Here is a 19815-nt window from a genome sequence, read left to right as displayed (position 1 = left end):
ATGCCCGAATGTGGACTTGTGATGGCCCCCCGATCACAAGTCACTCCTTGAAAGTCACCGGCATGAATCATCCCTTCTTCTCTTCTTCACCCTGGGCCATCGTTACCAGTCTGTTGCTCACGCTGCTGCCTCATTCGGTGCAAGGCCAGGCGGATGCTTCTGCCGCCCTCAATGTTCCCAAGCTGGATCCCGCCAAATGGGTACGCCTGGAAGCGCCGAAGGACTTTCGTGAAAAGGAATTCACGATCCAGCCCGACGGGTCTTTTAAAGTGCGTTATGCTTACACCAACGCGACGAATTTTCGTGACGTGGCGGTGCGGTCATTCATGACGATGTACAAGGACAGAGCTGCCCAGCTCACGGTCAGAAATGTCGCTGGCGGGGGCAGGGATTATCAGGTGCGAATCCTGAATGATACGGTGTCGATCATCAAATACACTCCGCTCCGCCAGCCCTATGACGGAGAATCCAAGGTCATCGTATTGGCGGAGTTTCAAGCAGATACCAAGAAGATCCATTCGACTGGGGAAATGGTCACGCTGGCGGCCACGGGCAACACGCTGACGGTGTGGCTGGGAGACAAATGCATAGGCTCGGCCAAGGATGATGAATACAAGGAGGGCCGGATCGGGCTTTCCGGGAGTGGCACGATCTTCAAATTTTATGAGTATCAGCTCCTTGATGGCAGCACGGTGCCGGTGACGGTGGCCCCTGCACCGCAGGCAGCTTACACGGGCCCTGCAGCATCCACTCTGCCCCTGCCCCCGGAAGCGGCGGCCCTCAGAACCCAATATGAGGCGCTGATGGGCGAGCGTGTGACCGGCATTTATGACGCGGAGGTGAGCAAGCTGAACAGCGGCTATCTGGCTGGCCTGGACCGGGCCTCTGCGTCTGCGCAAAGCGCCGGTCAACTGGATACGGTGCTAGCGATCCAGGATGAAATGAAGTGGATCGGCGACAAAAAATCCCTACCCACAACCGATGATGCCAAGACGCCCGAAGCCCTGAAAAGCCTGCGCGGCATCTACCGGACTAGTTTGGCCAAACTGGACGAACAGCGCAGCAAAAGCCACACGGCCCTGCTGACTCCCTATAAAACTCGCCTCCAGCAGATGGAAGCTGAGTTGACCAAAGCAGGACGTATTCCAGATGCGGTCTCCGTGAAGCAGTATCGGGAAGCGGTGGCTGCACCATCCGCCTCTGCTGCTCCCTAATGCGGGCTAGCTTTCTGCGGCCGCTTCAAGCGCAACGCTGAAGCGGCCCAGCCTTTTCTCGCAGGCTCAAAGCGAAGCCCTTTCGTCAGTGCCCGGCACCGATCTCGACAGGCTTATACCCACCCCGGCTGCGGAACCAGAAGAACAGGCCGAGGTAACAGACCAGCATGAAGGTGGGCAGAATGGCGATGGTGGTGAAGGCGCTGCGCTTGGTGGTGGCCTGGACGGCTTCTAATTGTTTTTGCTCAGCAGGTGGCAACGCCTGGATTTTTTCCTGATCCAGCGTGGGGGTGAGGCCAAACATGCCCTTTTTAGGCTCACCTTTCACCTGGGCATAGAGAGCTGCGTTTTCCGAAGAGCTGAGCTTTTTCTCCATCGCCAAGTCCTGCTGGTAGCCGATGTAGGGGCTTCCCAGAACTCCCAGGAAAAGCACGCCCACAGCGGAAACGCCATTGAGGGTCAGGGCACCGCCTTTGGGAAACTGCTCGGAGGTCATGCCCAGGGTGGTGCTCCAGAGAAAGGTTTTTCCCAAGGCATACACGGTAGAGGCACCAAGAATGGCCCAACCGACGGAGTGGGAAAGCATGAGCAGACCAGTGATGGCAATGACGGTCCCGATGACCAGCAGGCCAATGGGGGAGAAGCGGTGGACGATGGGTCCCGCATAAAACCGCAGCACGGTCATGATGGTGGAAACATAGACAAAGATCCAAGTGGCGAAATTCGGAAAATCCGCCCCAGGGCCATTAAGGGTCAGCAGGTCCGGCATCCAGCCATCGGTGCCCAGTTCCGTCGTGGCCAGCGGCCCGATGGTGATGAGCACCACAAGAAAGAGCCAGTTTCCCGGTGACCGGGTATAGATGAAAGCGGCAATGCCAATGACGACACCCATGAGGGCCGATGAAGCCAGGGAGACTTCTTTTCCAGCCATCTGCATGATGGCGAAATAAAGCAGTGAACCCAGGATGAAGAAGCCCACGCCGCCCACCTCGCGCAGCATGTCCCGGTAACTGACACCGGCAGCGACTCGCTCATTGACGGGGAACATGCGCGGCAGCGTAAGGATGGCATAAATGACCAGCGGGATGAAGCACATAGAGTACTTTGTCTGCCAGTTTTGCCCTTCCAATAAGACAGTGGAAAGTGCCCCAAGCGCCAGACCGGCCGGCCAACCTGCATGCAAGATGTTCAGCCATTTGGCCTTTTCCCGAGGGAACATGGTGGCGACCACAGGATTCACAAAAGCCTCTACTGAGCCATTGGCGATGGCGATGAGCAAGGTGGCCCAATAAAACGAACTGTAACCCGTGGCCTGCACCGTGAGAACCAGGGAGATGGTGTGACAGGCGATGGCAAAGAGGGCGACGAGCTTATACCCGATGCGGTCAATGATGAGGCTGAAGAAGATGATGCTGATGGCGAAGGGCCACATGCCAGCACCGCCGATGTTGCCCTTTTGCTGCTCGGACAAATTGAAGGCATCCTGAAGCTGCACCATCGTATTGGCACGGACGCCAAAAACAAACGAAGTGGCGACAAGGGCGATGAAGCACGCCCAGAACAACTTCATGTCGGGCTTGGTCGTGGAGGTGGAGACGGTTGTCATGGGTCGGGAGAATCGCGGCGATTACAGGGGAAACGCCGGACTCTCGCAATGACTTTCTGTCTGATTGCCTCTTTCCTTCCGCCAGAGCCATCCGCGGTGGTAAGTCTGCGATTATCTGAGGCCCAGCTTCCGAAGAATAAACTCTTCGCAGATGCGGTAGTAGAGTCCCATGGATTCAATGTCGATCCATTCTTCTGGGCTATGCATGGAGCCGACGAGGGGGCGGGAGAGGATCACAGGAATGCCGTGCTGGGAGATGAAACGAGCATCGCTGCCGCCTGAGGCCCGGACCCTGTTGACTGGCTGCTGGGTCAGCTCATAGGTGATTTGCAAATAAAGGGGATCCGGTGCGAGCTGGGTAGGCGGTGCGGACATGAGTTCTTCCACCTCGATGCCCGCGCCCGCAGACTGGCGGACCTGATCCAGCATTTCCACAACAGTCAGCGGATAAGGAAAGCGGATGTCCAGACAGGCGTAGGCTTCGCCAGGGATGCAATTGAGTGTTTGATTAGCGGTACGCAGGACCGTAGGCACGCAGGTGGGATACCAGTGGTCGTCCGTGATGTCCGCTCTGGATTTGAGAGCACCCATGTCTTGGGTGACGCGGACGACGGCTTCTGTGAGATATAACAATGCGTTAGGCGTGAGCCAAGGACGTGCAGCATGGCCCTCTTTTCCCTGACAGCTCAGTCGTGCATGAAGGATGCCTTTTTCCGCGACGGTGATGTCATTGATGGAGCCACCATCAGGCACGATGGCCACTCCGCATCGCAAGCCCATCCTTTCAAAAAGATGCTTCACTCCATGGTGCCCGCCGATCTCTTCATCCGAGGTAATGGCGAGGCCAAAGGAGAGTCCCGGATACTGGCGCTGGAGCTGGCAAAAAAGCTCCACCATGATCGCCACCTGCCCCTTCATATCCCCTGCCCCAGGGCCATAAATGCGCCCATCCCGGACGGAGGAGCGGTAAACGTCCATGTCTGGATGATCAATGACATCCAAATGGGCCACCATGAGGATTTCGGGATTTTCCGCTCCCATCGGGCTGGCCACCAAGGAACCGTAGCCATCACTCTCAAACTCACGGATGCAAACACCGTCCACAGCTTCCAGATGATCGCGCAGAAAGGCGAAACAACGCGCGCGCTCGTGGGGACGGGTATCGGTGCTGGGGATGAGAATAAGATCCCGAGTCAGGGCGACGAGGCGTTCAAGCAGAGGTGAAGAGAAACTCATGAATGGGTCACAGCAAGGAAATCAGTCACGCACATATTCCCAATCCAGCGGCAGATCCTCCTCAGCACGTTGGAGCATGGCGTGGCATTCGGCGGTGCTTTCTCCAAGGCAGAGAAACTGGCCTTTTTCAACAAGGCCATCTGGCGTCAGATTAAAATTGATAGGCAGGATGCCGCCTGCGCGATCTGGATGGAAGAGGTGACGGTGATCCTCAAGAAGCTTCAGAATGGTGGAGCCTGCGAGCGGCAGGCTGAGCTTGAGATTTCTCATGAGCCAGGCACCCGCCGGAAAGTAATGACGTGCAAGAACGGAAGGATAGGTGGCACCGGTGACGCGGGCATTGATCTCACATGAATAAGCACGAAAGGCACCGGCAGTCTCCAGTGCAGCGACGAGATAATCCACACTGGCTGTGCCGCGATAACCCTGCTCATGTAGCCAAGTGCCAGCGGTGCTGGCCTGACGAAAAAGCTCTTCTTTAAGACCGGGGAAATCCGCCAGATATGGAGGTGGGGATTCATTCCCCTGATGCACACTGTCCTGGCTGAGGATCTGCTCGGTCAGGTCATAAAGATAGACGGATTCGTGATCCAGAAACATCTGGACGCTGGGGCTGAAGACATGCGTAATGTCATTCATCCCTGGTCGAATCCAACCCTGTACCATGCAGGGCCCCTCATAAAAAAAGAGCTCTGGAACGGCCTCTCCACTTCCCTTCGTGCACAGCTTCATGAGGCCGATGCCAGAGGCACCAATCTGGGACTTCACCACGGCGGATTCATATCCCAAGGCGGCGAGTTCATCCAGGCAGCGCTGCACATCATCGGGACCGGTAGCAAGACGTGTTTTAAACACAGGCAAGCCGGATTTCTCCAGATGCTGATGAAGGAGGAGCTTGTTGTTACCCTGCTTGCTGCCTTGGGAAGTGGATAGCGTACGCTTGCCTAACTGACGGGCGAGGGTGGCGATGATCTCATCCGTCACGTATCCGTCCAGTGTATCTGCGGGGTGATTTTGCCAATCGTTGAGTTGCTGGGGAAAGGGCAGAGGAACTGAGTCGCCACCCCGCAAAGCGGTGCCGAGCTCCAGATATTCTGGATAGGTCAGCAGAGAGATTTCAGGGAGATTCAGGCCGAGATCATCCTTGAAATAGGCAGTCAATGCGGCATCTGGCTCGCGCTCCAAAACCAGCAGATTTTTACCACCTGCAAAGAGCAGGCCCATGATGGGCAAAAGACGCCCGCCATACGAATCCGCACCGCTGATCTCTTTTTTCAGCAGGGCTGCCAGTTCCTCGTTTTCGAAAAAACCCGCCAGGACATTGGCAAAAAAGATGATGCTTCGATCCCTCCAGAGCCTGGGCGTATGCCCGTGGGTCTGCACCACCTGAGGAGCAGCAGGAGGATTTTTTGATGATATCATGCCGCCATTCTAAGAGTGCACCGCACTGATTCCAAGCCGCAGATGGTAAAGCTGCAAGATGCAATGGCCGTCGCTTTATCCTTTAAACTTTCGGCTTGATGAACAGCACCTCAGCGCGGTCGATCCAGCCGGATCTCAGATCCATGCGGAACCAGCCGTCGCTGTTCTTTTTATGGATGCGGCAGCCGGAGCGTGGGCCGAACTCCTTGAGGTCATACTGCGCCCAGGTCTTGCCCATATCCGGCGAGTAAATGATGCCAGTGGCATAGGTGGATGCAGGGGCACAATGCGTGGCCAGCATCACGCCATCCTGAACCAGCATGTTGGCGGATTCAAAACCGGGATTGAACAACATGGTGTGGGCGGCCTTGTTCGGGATGTCCGCCGGATCACAGGTGAAGATGCCGCGGTCATGCAGCGGCCCAAATTTGGGGCCGTTGGCATCGGCGATCCAGTAAACCTTGCCGTCCACAAAATTGATGCCGCCGGATTTGAAGCGGGAGTTGGAATTGACGGTGACGATGGCTTTCCAGTCCCAGGCATCGGCCTGCGCATCGTAGGTGCCGCGTAGCCAGTGGCACTCGTTGCCGTGGCCGCGGTCGATGTCTCCAGTGCAGGCGTAAAAGGCTTTCTCGGCGGGATTGTAGGTGACGTTGTGGATGTGGCGGGCGATGAGCTTGTTCGCCGCATTGCCCAGGGGCTTGGCCGGGTCGCCGCCCTTTTCCTGAAAGTGGGGATTTTGACCAAAGGCATACGCCACCTTGACGGTCTCGCCGCTGTCGGTGGAGTAGTAGATGTTTACAGGTACCGGGCCACCGCGGACATTGCAGTAGTTCCCCCAGACAAGCATCTCCTTGCCATCCACCTCCCAGGTGTGCTCCCCATCCAGCGGGTGGAAATACCAGCCCGGCTGCTCGGGATCCTTCGGCGTATGCGGCAGGTAGTCGCTGCCGTCGGGGTTCTTCACCGTGATGGGCCGGTGGGTCCTGAGGTTGTCCGTGCTCAGGAAAAGCTGCGCGCGGGTGGCGAAGACGATGTTGCCGTTTTTGAGGAAGCAACTGAAGGTGATGTTTTGAGCGTCCGCAAAAGGGGCGCTGTGCGGCCAGGTGAGGCCGTTGTCCTCAGAAAGGAGGATCTTCCCAGCTTCGAAACCGAAGGCCTTGTTGTCACGCTGAGAATCCACATAAGGCCCGGCAGGCGCGAGACGATACCAGAAATGCTCCGTGGAAGCCACTTCACCAGGAGCCGCCTTCAGCCGCAGCAATTCAGGCAAAAGAAGCCCGCTAGCCGTGGTCGCCGCAGCGCCGAGAAAGTGGCGCCGATTGAGGGTGGAGAGAGTGTTCATAGGATGGACAGGCACTCCTCACAGAACGGAGATTTCGGCCTCGAAATTTGGTCCAAATATGAGGCTTGCCGATACTTTACACTTCTTTATCCACAGCCACCAGGGCACCGGGGAGGATCACTCCTGGAGGAAAACGAAGACGCCTTTTTTGTTGCCGATGACGACGTCCAGTTTGCCGTCTTTGTTGACATCGCCCGGAGTCACCTCGGTGCCGACGCCGCTGTTGTCGTCGATCAGATGAGGAGTGAATGTTGCGCCGCCTTTGCCATCGCGCTGGATTTTGAACCAGTAGAGCACTGGGGCTGCATTCGGCTCGTCATCCTTCAGAGGACCATGGGCCCAGCGGCGCTTACCGGTGACCAAATCCAAGATACCATCACCATCCATGTCAGCCATCTGCATGGCATGAAGCTGGCTAAATTTTACTCCCACGGCGCTATCCTCCACCGTGTTGCCCATGAGCTTGTGATCCATGAAACTGCCGTCTTCTTTCTGCTCATACCAGCTTAGGCCAAAACCATGCGCATTGTGGCTGCTGATGACGTCATTGCGGCCATCGCCATTGACATCATAGACCAGGATGAAGGATCCGCCGCGCTCACCTTCAGGGGCAAAAGGCGCTGCATGAAAGGTCCAGTCCTTGTCTTCCTTCGTGTCCGCAGGTTGCTCGAACCAGCCTTCCTTGGTGAGGAGATCGGGGCGACCATCACCGTTTACATCGCCAAAGCCATAACCATGAGTGTAGCGGAAATACTTTTTATCGTTCTCCTCCGTCACAGGGGTGATGGGGCGAAAACGGGCTTTGCCAAAGGGATTCGCCCAATCGATCTCTGCATAGCCAAGGCGTCCGCCTTTGGGTGGTTGGCTGCCGCTGCTGGTGTGGCAAATAAGCTCAGGTTTGCCATCGCCATTCATGTCGCCGATCGTCGGGGATTCGTTGTCCGTAACGTCAAAAATCGTATGCCGGGTCCAGGGACCGGGCTTGTTCTGGGGGTTTTCAAACACCCAGGTTTCCTTGCCCGGCCAGGAGAAAACCAGAATGTCGCTCCAGCCATCGCTGTTAAAGTCATGCGTATAGGTCAGGAAATAATCGCTGTAGCCTTTGCCCGGATCATAGGCCTTCTCCGCTGGTGTGGTGTATTCGATTCGGTCTTTAAATTCCGGTCCCTTCCAGATGTATGGCCCGGCACAGATGTCATTGTGACCATCGTGATCAAAATCCGCAAAGTGCGCGCCTTCGGCCACGAACTCTTCCGTGAGAGTGATCTTTTTAAAAGTAGGCGCGGCCTGGGCGGCAATAGCCGTGAGGGCAAGAAGGGTAACAAGGCTGGACTTCATAGGCAGAGGCAGGGAACAGGGATTCTTCACGGAATCTTGCAGTGAGCTTACCCCATCTGGGAAGCAAAAACGAAAACGCTTGCGAATACACATTATTTTGATATTCATGTGTATGAAAAAACAGATTTCTTCTACTCACACTGAGCCTCCCGAAGAGCCTGAAACCTCCAGAACCAACATCGTGATGGAAACACAGTTGGTGAATGCCGCTCAGGAAATCACGGGCATCAAGACCAAGGCAGGCGTGGTACACTACGCTTTAAAAGAAGTTGTCAGAAGATCCAATATGAAAGAGTTGTTGAGCTTGCATGGCAAGGTGGACTGGGACGGTGACTTAAACATAACGAGAAAAAACCGTGAGTTTTAAGATCCTGCCTGACACCAGCGCCTGGATCAGTTTTTTCCGGGATGCCACGGATGAAACCGGACTGAAGCTGCGGAAGCTCATCGAGCTGGAGGCCGATATCTACCTCTGCGGCCCCATTGTCACCGAGGTCCTCCAAGGCATCCGCCATGACAAGGACTATAAGAAGATCCTCAAACTTTTTGAACTACCCGACTACTTCGTCATGGACTGTGAGGTCTATGAGTATGCGGCAGAAATATACCGTGGCTGTCGGGCCAAAGGATTCACCATCCGCAGCACGATGGACTGCCTCATCGCCGCCACCGCTATCACCCAGGATGCTCACCTGCTGCATCAGGACAGGGATTATGAAAGCATCGCCCGGGTCTTTCCGCTGAAGATCTGGTGATATCCAGGCGCGGCTGAGCTTACACCGGCACCTTCAAACCCGCAGCTTTGGCGAGCTGACGCTGGCGGGCATCGAAGCTCAGAAATTCCTTGGCGGAGAGATGCTTGGCCGTGGCCACATGCAGGATGTCCAGCGTCCGGTTTCCTGTATGACATGTATGGGTGCTGGAAAGATGCTCGGCCATGCGCAGTACTGCATCCATGTCCGCAGGAATGATGGCGACGTGCCCGGCAGCAATGTCGGTCTCCCAGTCAGCCATCATACTATTCGCCTCGCCCTGGCTGTAGCCCTTGCGTTTATTCTGGGCATGCAACCACACCTGGAGTCGCACGGCTTGGCGAAATTCGAATTCCAGAAGCGTGGAGACGTAAAGGGGACCGGACATTTGCTCGTCGTAAGCCAGAGCGATATCGGAATTGTCCTGCTCACGATAAAGGGCACACAAGTAACTGGTGTCAGGATAAGTGATCATGGCTCGCCGGTTTCAAAAGCACGCATTTCTTCGACTTCTTGAGCGCTGAAGACACGGCCCTTCCAGGTGCGGCGGATGCGTGCCAGCCGTTCTTCTGAGGTCAGGCGGGCGGGAGGAGGAGCCGCATCCTTATCCTTCACCAATTTGGCCACCGGTTTGTTGTGCTTGGTGATCTGGATTTCCTCACCATTGCGCAGCCAAGCTTCCAGCTTGGGGAAGTTGTAGCGTAGATCGCGGATAGTGGCGGTTTTCATGATGAGAGAAGTATCACAAAAAAAGATCACAAGTCCAGAAGGATATCATTCCAGATTCTGGCTGAATGCAGGAAGACTGATCCTTTTCTTGCACCGACCGCCTGCCGTTCGTAACCAAAAGGGCAGCACTTTTAAATGCTTCCTTCGCTCAACACCCTCAAACTCCCCGACACCTGGCAGCATCAGGCCGTCACTCTTCTGCGCGAAGGCACGGATGTGGTGGTGAGTGCCCCCACGGGAGCAGGCAAGACGTACATCTTTGAGCTGCTGCACCAGTCCCGCTCCATTGAGGGACAGGCCGTGTACACCGTTCCCACGCGAGCGCTGGCGAATGACAAATATGCCGAATGGAAGGAGGCCAAATGGGACGTCGGCATCGCCACAGGGGATGTCTCGGAAAACGTCGGGGCACCGGTGGTCGTGGCCACGCTGGAGACACAGCTAGAAAGACTCGTCCGGGGTGAGGGTCCCGCCATGCTGGTGATCGATGAATATCAAATGATCGCCGATGCCGCACGCGGCAGCCATTATGAGGCGGCCATTGCATTGGCTCCTCCGGATACCCGGCTACTGCTTCTGAGCGGATCCGTGGCCAATCCCGATGACATTGTTGCCTGGCTGCGACGCCTGGGACGGTCCGCTGAAGTCGTGCAGACAAAAGAGCGTCCGGTCCCCCTGGAGGAGGCACCGTGGGAATCATTGCCTCAACGGATGTCGAGGCATTTTGAGCATTTCTGGCCGAAATTCGCCGCGTCTGTCATGCTGGCGGACCTGGCACCCTTGCTGATCTTCTCCCCCAGGCGCAAGGAGGCCGAGTCCATCGCACGCCGACTGGCGGCAGACCTCCCCCATGGAGAGTCGTTGGAACTCACGCATGAACAACGGGCCGTCTGTGGAAAAGATCTCTGTGCCTTGTTGGAAAAACGCATCGCCTTCCATCACAGCGGTCTGTCCTATGCTGCACGGGCAGGGGTCATCGAGCCACTGGCAAAGGCAGGTCAGTTGCGCGTCATCGTCGCAACGATGGGACTGTCCGCAGGCATCAATTTTTCCGTCCGGAGTGTACATGTCGCCGCGACTACTTTTCATGATGGCAAGTCCGAGCATAAGCTGACACCGGATGAGCTCCTGCAAATGTACGGCCGCGCCGGACGCAGGGGCCTGGACGAAAAGGGATATGTGGTCACCACCAAACAAAGCCCCACACTGATGGATGCCCGCCCGGCCCGCTTACACCGCGGAGAGCTGCTGGCATGGCCCATCTTCCTCAGGGTGATGAAACATGCCTCACAAACCGGAGAGAATGCCTTTCAAGAAGCCGAACGTTTCGCCGGGCGGCTCTATGCCAAAGTCCCGCCACTGCTGGGTCTGGAAGCCGATGCGCCGGAGATCATGCATGCGCCCAAAACTGAAAAGGCTCTCTTTGGCTTGGAGGCGACCCAGAAACAAATCCTCAATTCCAAGGGGGAATGGGAGCGCCGCTCGAACACTCCATTGCAACGCATCCCGTTAGGCCACGCCTGGCTGGCCGGGACGGAAAAGATCGCTTCCGCTCTGAGCATCCCCGGCTTTGTGGCGCGTTTTGCCCATGGCATTGGCCGCGTAGGCAAAATCGAAAAAGACCGATACGGAGTCGAGATCCCGCTAGGGCAACCGGTGGAGGAAGAACCCGGCAATGTTCGCCCAACCAAAAGTTTGCGAAAGTTTCTCAAGCTGCCGCGCAAAGTCGAATCCATCCCTCTGGATGAAATAGAAATCCTACACTCCCCTGCCCTGGCAGGCGCTCTCATGGAGGGACAAAACGGTGACGCATTTCCAGATGTTTTACCGCGCCTGGTCAGCACCGTAGCCAAGGAAGGTCTGGTCTTCGCCGTCTTCGATCTCAATGAGATTGAGGTCCCCGTCTATCATGATTCCCATGACCGTCCACTTTTCCAGCCACGTGAGCGGACCATCGTGGTAAAAAATGACACGGGTGTTCAGGCCGATGATGTGGCCAATACAGCCACAGACCGGCAGCCAAGACCAGGCTCCCCCATCCATGCATGGCGTTCACTCGGCTTGATCGATGAAACCGGCACCCCCACCCGTCGGGGTGAAATCTTTTCTTTCTTTCAGGGAGGTGAGGGCTTGGCCATTGCCGCAGCCTTGGAAGATGAAGGCTACCTGGTGGATGAACTCATTGCACACATGGCCAATTTACGCAGCGGCACGAAGTTTGACCTGCCCGTGAGCTGCGGCTCAGAGCGTCTGGGGGCCAGTTGCCGGAACACCTATGGATTCATCAATCACCCGGGTTATCTGGAAAACGGCCTGCCTCTGGACTACGGCGAAGGTGCGGCTGAACTCCTGGATGCGCTGCTCCATCCCGAGCGCGCCGATGCGCGTGATCTCCGTGACGGCGTGGCTGCTGGCGACCTCTCACGCGCCTATGTAGAATGGCTTAGCCTCCTGCGCCACATCACCCATGCACCCGCGCACCCCTGGCGGCGTTGGCTGAGCCTGCAAGAAGCGGCGACATCCACCCTTAAGCAGCATAACAAAACACTACGTCATCTCTTCCACCTGGATTTGCCACCCTTGACCAACAAACAGCGTCACGGCAAGCCCAAGCACTATCTGATGGTGAAGGCGTGATGCCGGGCTGACGAAAGAACGAGCCCAGTCAAAAGCGGAAACCTCTGCCTCTAACAAAACAGCCCGCCAAAAGACGGGCTGCTTAAAAGTGACACGGAAATAATACGTGGTTTAGATGTCGTCTTCGATCAGTTCGATGTTCTTGCCACCGAGTTTCTCAAGCAAGGTCTTGGTGCCTTCCTGAGAGAACTTAGGGTCGCGTGCTTCGATGCAGACAAAGAATCCGTCGTCGGAGAACTTCGCGAAACGCTTGGACACAAACAGCGGATGATTCAGACGCGGCAGGCCGATCATGGAGAGAAGGCCGAACAGCACCGTGAAGGCTGAGAACAGAATCGTCAGCTCGAACATGACCGGGAAGAAGGCAGGCAGCGTCCAAATGTGAGTTGGCTTAGCCTGGACAACCGTCGGGTAGGTTTCCGCCAGCTTCTGGAGGAACCCAAGACCGATGTCTGCCCAAAAGGTGGTCTGGGTGAGAGTCTGTAGAGTGAAGGCCACACAAGTGCCCGTCAGGCCGCCGAAGAAAACGAAGTAAGGCAGCTTGGAACGCTTCACGCCCATGGCGTCATCCATGCCGTGGATCGGGAATGGCGTATGCACATCCCAGCGCTGGTAACCAGCATCGCGGACGTGCTCGGCTGCATGATAGAGATCCTGAACGTTGTCGAATTCAGCAAGGAAGCCGTGTACTCTTTTGAGGGTGGTGCTCACGATGGATTTGAAATTTAAAAGGTGAAATTTGAAATCCGCATCAGGCGACGGTCTTGGCCACGTGGCGGTCAGGGTAATTCATGAGGTCCTCTTCCTGGATGCCCTTCTCGTCATGGTCGCTCGCATGAGCGTTGGACTGAGGCAGCACACCTTTCACTTCACCGATGGCGATGACAGGCAGGAAGCGGAGGAACAGAAGGAACAGCATCATGAACAGGCCGAAGGTACCCAGGAAGGTGTACTTATCCACCCAAGTCGCCTCGTAAACACGCCAGGAACCGGGGGTCAGGTGACGCTCCAGAGTGGTCGCGATGATCACATAACGCTCAAACCACATCCCGGCGTTCACGCACATGCAGACGAACATGACGACCCAGAGGTTATGGCGGAAAGGACGGTACCAGAAGAGCTGCGGGGCAAACACGTTGAACCCGAACATGAAATAATAAGCCCAGGTGGAAGGACCATACAGACCACGAAGTTGGAAGGTCTGAAGCTCATACTTGTTAGCGCCGTAGTAGGCGATGAAGAACTCCATGCAGTAAGCATAACCGACGATCGTTCCTGTCAGCAGGATGATCTTGGCCATGTTATCGATGTGCTTCGGCGTGATGAGGTCACCCAGACCGTAGATCTTGGAGACCGGGATCATGAGGGTGAGCACCATGGCGAAACCACCGAAGATAGCACCTGCCACGAAGTAAGGTGGGAAGATGGTGGTGTGCCAGCCGGGAACGATGGAGGTAGCGAAGTCGAAGGACACCACGGAGTGCACGGAAAGCACCAGCGGGGTAGAGAGAGCGGCCAGCAACATGTAGGCCGTTTCATAGTGGCTCCAGTGACGGTTAGCACCGCGCCAGCCGAGGGAGAAGATGCCGTAAAGGGTCTTTCTCAGGCCGGGTTTGCAACGATCACGCAGGGTGGCAAGGTCAGGAACCAAACCGAGGAACCAGAACACAGCGGACACCGTGAAGTATGTGGACACCGCAAACACGTCCCAAAGGAGGGGGGATTTGAAGTTCTGCCACACCGCATTGGCGTTGGGGATCGGAGCCAGGAACCAAACCATCCAGACACGACCGACGTGGAAGGCCGGGAACAAACCGGCGCACATCACGGCAAAGATGGTCATGGCTTCAGCAGCACGGTTCACAGACGTACGCCACTTCTGGCGGGTCAGGAAAAGAATGGCTGAGATGAGGGTACCCGCGTGACCGATACCGATCCAGAACACGAAGTTGGTGATGTCCCATGCCCAGGCGACGGGCTGCTTTTGACCCCAGACACCCACACCGGTGGAGATCAGGTAGGTGAAGCAGAACACCGTCAGCAGTGTCAGCAGCACAGAAGGCACAAACAGCACCCACCAAAGGAGGGGCTGCTTGTTTTCCACGATGCCGCAGATGCGGTTGGTGATCCAGGAATAGGAACGGTTGTTCAGCACCAGGGGCTCGCGATCCAAGATGCGAGGCGCGCCTGTGTGGGCTTCCGTTGAGTGGGTGGTAGCGGTGGCTTCCATGGTTCCGGCTTAAATTTGGTGGGCGCTCCAGGCGGCGACGTCGGCGGCACCGGGCATGGATGGATTCGGATTCGGATTTTTCAGACGGGCCAGGTAGCTGGTGCGGGGCTGGGTGCCGATGTATTTCAAGAGCTGATAGTTGCGAGGCGAAGCTTTGGACTTCACCACTGCCGACTTAGGATCGGCAAGGTCACCGAAGACAATCGCCTCAGTAGAGCAGGCTGCCTGGCAAGCCACTTTGACAGAGTCCGTCGGGATACGGAAGTTCTTGGAATCACGCTGCTTCTGCTTCTGTTGAATCTTGGCAGCTTCGAGACGCTGCACACAGTAGGTGCACTTCTCGATCACGCCGCGCATACGGACGGTGACGTTTGGATTCTTCTGAAGCTGGACGGATTCGCGAACACCGGTTTTTTCAGCGGTGGAAAGCGGACCCCAATAAAGTTCGTCGAGAGGACGCTTGTTGTAGTCGAACCAGTTGAAACGACGGGCTGTGTATGGGCAGTTGTTAGCGCAATACCGGGTGCCGATGCAGCGGTTATAGGCCATGGCATTCAGACCATCGGTGGTATGCACTGTGGCATTGACCGGACAGACAGTTTCACAAGGAGCAGATTCGCACTGCTGGCAAGCGACCGGCTGCTGCACCATCTCAGCATTTTCAAGCTGCTCGACAGTCGGCTCAATGTTGACGTCATCAGACTTCGCGTTTTCCGCGCCCCACTTAGCGCTGGCGAAGTAGCGATCCATGCGGATCCACTGCATGAGACGGCCCTTGCGGACCTGATCCTTGCCGACAACCGGGATGTTATTTTCCGAAGTACAAGCGATGTTACAAGCATTGCAACCCAGGCACTTGCTCAGGTCAATGGTCATGCCCCACTGGTGCTGCTTCTCGTAATCGAACCCTTCTGGATTAGTTTCGCTACGCACGCCGAGCTGGCCCTTGTAGAAAGAAATATTCTGCGGGATATGCCCGTCCATGCCCGTGGTCTGAGCAAAATCAGGCTTTTTGGCAAAAGTCTCCAGGGTGCCTTCACGATACAGCGCGCGGCCTTCCATCGTGTTGTGCTCCTGCGTGATGGCCAGTTCGTAAACTTCTTCCAGTTTCTCGATCTTGGCACCTGGCAGGACGTATTCGCCCAGGGCTTTACGCAAAGGATAGGCATTGAATCCACGGGCCTGACCCTTCTTTTTCTCAGCGCTGCCAGAGCCGACAAATCCGAGTTTGTCCTGACCGTAGCCGACCGAAATACTGATGGAATGGGAAACGTGACCCGGAGCCTCAATCGCAGGGATCTTAATTTCCGCGCCGTTGACGGTGATTTTCACCATCTGACCTTCCTTCAGCCCCATAGAGCGGAAGGCGGCGGCACCGAGCAGCGCCGCATTGTCCCAAGTAAGCTTGGTGACTGGGTCTGGAGCTTCTTGCAGCCAGGCATTACTGGAATAACGGCCATCGTAAACCCCGGAATCAGGAAGAAGAACGACTTCAAAAGATTCAGCAGAAGGAGCAACAGGCACCGGCACGGCGGCCACCAGACCAGCAACGGCGGAGGTGTTCACCACGCCGGATGACTTGACATACGCAGAGCCTTTGAGGAAGCCGTCACGAAGAGTGAAATTCCATTTCACTTCATCCAGACTGCCAGCAACGGCAGCGAAAGTATCGCGGACAGCCTGATAAGCAGGATCTTCCGGGGCAGGTGCGGCGGCATCGGCAGCGGGAGCTTCAGCAGGACCGAGTTTTTTGCGCCCCAGGAGAGCCAGCAAAACTTCATTTTCACTGACGCCATCATAGAGCGGCAGGATCATTGGCTGCACGACCGAATAAGTGCCATCTGCTGCGCGTGCATCACCCCAGGACTCCAGGAAATGTGCAGAAGGAAGGTGCAGTGCGGCTTTGCGGCCAGTCACGTCAGCCAGATGACCGAGGTGGACAAGCTCCACCGCTTTGTCCTTCATCGTATCCGCCAGTGCGGCTGCTCCAGGAGCATCAAATAACAGATTTGAAGGTGTCAGCGAGATGACGGTCTTCACGGTGCCAGCATCCAGAGCGGCAGTCAGTTCTGCAAAGTTGCCCAATTCAACTTCACCAGCAGACTGTAGGAGGGCGACTGTCGAACCGTAAGCACCGAGCGCATTGTTGATGGAAGCCACCAGAGCATGCACCTCAGCGCCATAGCGGGAACCCGCCAGCACCACAGACTTACCTTTGTTATCAATCAAGTCGGCAATGGCTGGAGCCAGCCATTCTTTCAGCGAAGCAGGAGCAGTATCCGCCAGCGCTTTAGCAGATGCTTCACCCAATTCGGAGGCGATCACCGCTGCAGCCACAGGAATCAGGCTGGCAGCCAGGGGCTTGCGATGGTCTGCCATACCACCCGTGACGGTGTAACGGTTTTCCAGCGCATACAGGCGGTTCATCTCACCACCAGGAGCGTCTTTGGAGCGCTGCCTAGTGAAGTGCTTGATGTTTTCACCGGCGACTGGGTCCAGACCCAAGAAATCACTATCTAGAGAGATGATGCGCAGTGCCTTGCTGAAGCGGACAAAGGTCTTCACTCCGGTGCCAAGCACATCTTTCTGCACACGGTCCAGACCTTCGGTGGCGAGAGCCTCGTAACCGATCAGTTTCACCTGGGGCAAAGCAGCCTTCAATTCACCCAAGAGGCGATGAGTGGTTGGGGACGTCGTTTTGCCGACAATCACCGCCAGATCAGCTCCGGCGCTTTTTTGCGAGGCTTCCACGATCGAAGCTATTTTCTTGCCCGCAGCTTCCCAGGAGATCTTCTTGCCAGCGGCCAGAGGGGACTGGGAGCGCTCTGGATCATAAACGTCCAGGATGGAAGCCTGTGCAAAGCTGTCCAAACCGCCACCGAGGGGGTGCAGTGGATTACCCTGAAGGTGAGTAGGACGACCTTCGTGGGTGACTGCCACAATCGGCATGACACCCGTCGCTGTTGGCTTCACCGTGGCATAGAGTAGAGGCTTGCCCGGGACGACCCACTCCACATGATCCGTGTAGGGAAGAATGTTGGTCAGCGGTCGGCGGCAGGAAGCGAGGCCCATCATGGCCGTCGAGGCCCCCATGAGCTTGAGGAAGTCACGACGGGATGTTTCGCGTTCTTCTTCGTTCAGAGTGTCCCCAGCAGGGAACTCGACACCGAGTTTGTTCAGAAACTCCGAGCGACGCTCCAGTTCGCCTGTGCTGCGCCAATAGCGCTTGCCGGCCTGAGGCTCTTCGGGGTGATTCCAGATGCGTTTCATGAGGTGCGGTAGAGAGAGGGGCGCAGGGGTTAGCGGTGGCAGGAGGTGCAGTTTTCAGGTGGTTGCACCTGCCAGTGCTTCTTGAGCTGGCTACCAACCTCGAGCTGGGTCACCTGTTTGCCGTAAGATTCAGAGGCCAGCGTCACCAGTTCCTCAACAGAGGTTGCTTTTTTGCCTTCGCCGATGGTTTCTGCGATTTCTTCAGCCTTCACACCCTTCGTGATGAGGCTCTGATAAAAGGCGGTGCGGTCCAGTTGCTCAGGCTTGTAATTCAAATTGGTGATCTGATCCAGCGGACGAAGCTTCTGCTCCGGATTGCGATGGCAATCAAGGCACCAGCCCATGGACTGAGGCTCAGCATGCTTTACCACTTCCATCTCATTCACCTGTCCGTGGCAGGACTGGCAGGAAATGCCGCGGTTCAAGTGGGCGCTGTGATTGAAATACACGTAGTCAGGTGCTTTGTGGACCTTCACCCACGGGATGGGCTGCTTGGTCTCTTGAGCCTTCACCACCAGCTCTAGCTTGGGGCTGGCAGACTTGATGTTGCCCTTGCCTGGACCATGGCAATTGAAGCAGGTCTGGTTGGTCGGCACGTTGGCGTGACTGGAATTCTCCACAAAGGAGTGACAGTAACGACAGTCCAGGCCTAGCTGCCCGGCGTGAATCTTGTGGGAGAATGGTACAGGCTGAGTCGGCTCATATCCCACCCGTGTGTATTTCGGAGTGAAGTAGTACGCGACGCCCACACTCACCCCAAAAGCGATGAATGCGACCCCGACGGCCAGCTTTAAAGGCAGCCAATTGGTCCAACGCGGAAAGAAATTACCCATAAAATCTCGGTGAATGCGCTTGTGAAATATTTCACAAGCAGGTTGGAGAATAGAAGTCCGGGAGGTGTTTGCAACTCTGGAAATGAATTTTTTACTGACTCAAAAGTGCTTTGACATTCCGTGACTTATCACCACTCCAGCCAGAGCTTCTTGCTCTTGAAGTCAAAGGTGGCCCGGTAATCCTTCAGGAAGTGGCTGCCTACCCTCGGTGGGCCAGGGGAGATATCCACTTCCACCTCCTTGTATTTGCCCCCGCACAAGGTGAGATCCGGCAGTTTTACCGTGCGCAAATTCGCCTGTGAGGAGGACACAGTGCCGCCAATGGACATGAGATAGAGCCCGCTGACTTTCCTCCCCCCTTGGTGCACACCCAATTTTTTGGCCACCTCTTCATTGATTTCGATGCCGTTAAACGACCCCGAGTCCACAATCGCCTCCCAGCTATGTGCGCCAGAACGGAGGGTGATGAAGGGAACCCCGTGTTTCATTTTGAAGGGAACCGAGGATTTACGTGTCCCTGCCTGCGGGACAAAAGCCTGGCCAAAGCCGAAAATGACACTTTCACCCGGATAGTTCAGCGTCAGGTAGCGGCAATAATTCACCGCCACATCAAAACCGAGCAGACTTTCAGGAAAACTAGCGGCTCCGCTCATGCCCGTGAGCCGGTTTTCATAGGTGCGCACCAGGCAGGGGTAACCGTTAAGCGACCAGGACCCTAGAGTCAGTGGGTTCAACAGGCCGATGCGCCCCGTCTCCTTGCCCACCACCCCCTGCATTTCCACCTTTGCATCTTCGGCACGCATGATGGGCACTTTATGGCTCACCGCTGTCGCCGCCTGCAGCATCGTCCGCGAGGCACCTGTATCCAGCATCATGGAGACTGCACCCCGGCCATTGATCCCGGCTTCCAGTACAGGCACCCCCATGGAAAGCCGCAGAGGCAGCGTCATCGGTTGGGTAGGCTGTCGGCTTGAGACCTCCATACGCCTCAGGAACTCGGTTTTCGAGAGAGCCAACGCTTCCATCTTGGCCTGCGTTCTTGCGGATATCGGCCCGTGCTCGGCCACCTCAGCACACCCGGCAAATACCAGTAAAGGCAGAAAGAAAAAAGCAGACCGACGCATGCTGAAATGTTCCCGCCGCCCATAGAAAGCCGCAAGAGCTAAAACCCATCCGCGCCCGTTTTCTCCAGGCACTACCCGG

At 56.3% G+C, this 19815-nt stretch carries 16 protein-coding genes; 4 read left to right on the top strand and 12 right to left on the bottom strand.

Annotated features, from left to right (window positions below; translation table 11 throughout):
• Positions 1 to 62: 62 nt before the first annotated feature.
• Positions 63 to 1214: a hypothetical protein gene (locus EI77_RS15400; RefSeq protein ID WP_133796186.1), complete on the top strand. Its 1152-nt coding sequence runs from the start codon at positions 63 to 65 to the stop codon at positions 1212 to 1214.
• Positions 1215 to 1299: 85 nt separating this feature from the next.
• Here EI77_RS15400 and EI77_RS15395 read toward each other — a convergent pair whose 3' ends face one another.
• The 5 genes from EI77_RS15395 to EI77_RS15375 all read right to left on the bottom strand — a co-directional run bounded on the left by EI77_RS15395 (position 1300) and on the right by EI77_RS15375 (position 8161).
• A complete protein-coding gene (locus tag EI77_RS15395) occupies positions 1300 to 2820 on the bottom strand; it encodes an MFS transporter (RefSeq protein ID WP_133796185.1) in 1521 nt (506 codons plus the stop codon).
• A 111-nt stretch (positions 2821 to 2931) separates the two neighbouring features.
• Positions 2932 to 4056, bottom strand: coding sequence for a M20 family metallopeptidase (locus EI77_RS15390; protein ID WP_133796184.1), 1125 nt, complete (start codon positions 4054 to 4056; stop codon positions 2932 to 2934).
• Between the two features lie 21 nt (positions 4057 to 4077).
• Positions 4078 to 5478 (bottom strand): hypothetical protein, encoded by a 1401-nt coding sequence (locus tag EI77_RS15385; protein WP_133796183.1) that lies wholly within the window; start codon positions 5476 to 5478, stop codon positions 4078 to 4080.
• Positions 5479 to 5560: 82 nt separating this feature from the next.
• Complete coding sequence (locus EI77_RS15380) at positions 5561 to 6823, bottom strand: hypothetical protein (RefSeq protein ID WP_133796182.1); 1263 nt, start codon at positions 6821 to 6823, stop codon at positions 5561 to 5563.
• 117 nt (positions 6824 to 6940) lie between these two features.
• Positions 6941 to 8161 carry an FG-GAP repeat domain-containing protein gene (locus EI77_RS15375; protein WP_166647285.1) on the bottom strand — a complete coding sequence of 407 codons (1221 nt, stop codon included), beginning with the start codon at positions 8159 to 8161 and terminating at the stop codon, positions 6941 to 6943.
• 112 nt (positions 8162 to 8273) lie between these two features.
• Here EI77_RS15375 and EI77_RS15370 point away from each other — a divergent pair, with 112 nt between their 5' ends.
• The gene (locus EI77_RS15370) at positions 8274 to 8528 is read left to right on the top strand and encodes a type II toxin-antitoxin system VapB family antitoxin (RefSeq protein WP_133796180.1); all 255 of its coding nucleotides are present in this window, start codon (positions 8274 to 8276) and stop codon (positions 8526 to 8528) included.
• A complete protein-coding gene (gene vapC / locus EI77_RS15365; RefSeq protein WP_133796179.1) occupies positions 8518 to 8916 on the top strand; it encodes a type II toxin-antitoxin system VapC family toxin in 399 nt (132 codons plus the stop codon). Before EI77_RS15370 ends, vapC begins: the two co-directional genes overlap by 11 nt.
• A 19-nt stretch (positions 8917 to 8935) precedes the next feature.
• On the opposite strand, the gene EI77_RS15360 is transcribed toward vapC, so the two are convergent.
• Both EI77_RS15360 and EI77_RS15355 read right to left on the bottom strand, forming a co-directional pair.
• A complete protein-coding gene (locus tag EI77_RS15360) occupies positions 8936 to 9388 on the bottom strand; it encodes a type II toxin-antitoxin system VapC family toxin (RefSeq protein WP_133796178.1) in 453 nt (150 codons plus the stop codon).
• Positions 9385 to 9642 (bottom strand): type II toxin-antitoxin system Phd/YefM family antitoxin, encoded by a 258-nt coding sequence (locus EI77_RS15355; protein ID WP_133796177.1) that lies wholly within the window; start codon positions 9640 to 9642, stop codon positions 9385 to 9387. Before EI77_RS15355 ends, EI77_RS15360 begins: the two co-directional genes overlap by 4 nt.
• Positions 9643 to 9777: 135 nt before the next feature.
• Between EI77_RS15355 and EI77_RS15350 the strand changes: the two genes are divergently transcribed.
• On the top strand, positions 9778 to 12279 hold the full coding sequence (locus EI77_RS15350) for a DEAD/DEAH box helicase (RefSeq protein WP_133796176.1): 2502 nt from the start codon (positions 9778 to 9780) through the stop codon (positions 12277 to 12279).
• Positions 12280 to 12390: 111 nt separating this feature from the next.
• On the opposite strand, the gene EI77_RS15345 is transcribed toward EI77_RS15350, so the two are convergent.
• The 5 genes from EI77_RS15345 to EI77_RS15325 form a co-directional block, all read right to left on the bottom strand.
• On the bottom strand, positions 12391 to 12990 hold the full coding sequence (locus tag EI77_RS15345; RefSeq protein WP_133796175.1) for a DUF3341 domain-containing protein: 600 nt from the start codon (positions 12988 to 12990) through the stop codon (positions 12391 to 12393).
• A gap of 40 nt (positions 12991 to 13030) precedes the next feature.
• Positions 13031 to 14509 carry an NrfD/PsrC family molybdoenzyme membrane anchor subunit gene (gene nrfD / locus EI77_RS15340; RefSeq protein ID WP_133796174.1) on the bottom strand — a complete coding sequence of 493 codons (1479 nt, stop codon included), beginning with the start codon at positions 14507 to 14509 and terminating at the stop codon, positions 13031 to 13033.
• Positions 14510 to 14518: 9 nt separating this feature from the next.
• A complete protein-coding gene (locus EI77_RS15335) occupies positions 14519 to 17779 on the bottom strand; it encodes a TAT-variant-translocated molybdopterin oxidoreductase (protein WP_133796173.1) in 3261 nt (1086 codons plus the stop codon).
• A gap of 29 nt (positions 17780 to 17808) precedes the next feature.
• The gene (locus tag EI77_RS15330; RefSeq protein WP_133796172.1) at positions 17809 to 18612 is read right to left on the bottom strand and encodes a cytochrome c3 family protein; all 804 of its coding nucleotides are present in this window, start codon (positions 18610 to 18612) and stop codon (positions 17809 to 17811) included.
• A gap of 128 nt (positions 18613 to 18740) precedes the next feature.
• A complete protein-coding gene (locus tag EI77_RS15325) occupies positions 18741 to 19562 on the bottom strand; it encodes a retropepsin-like aspartic protease (protein WP_166647284.1) in 822 nt (273 codons plus the stop codon).
• Positions 19563 to 19815: the final 253 nt, after the last annotated feature.

The sequence above is a fragment of the Prosthecobacter fusiformis genome, from assembly GCF_004364345.1.
Lineage (GTDB): Bacteria > Verrucomicrobiota > Verrucomicrobiia > Verrucomicrobiales > Verrucomicrobiaceae > Prosthecobacter > Prosthecobacter fusiformis.
Note: the sequence above shows the minus strand (reverse complement) of the source record. Positions and strands in the feature narration are given on the sequence as shown.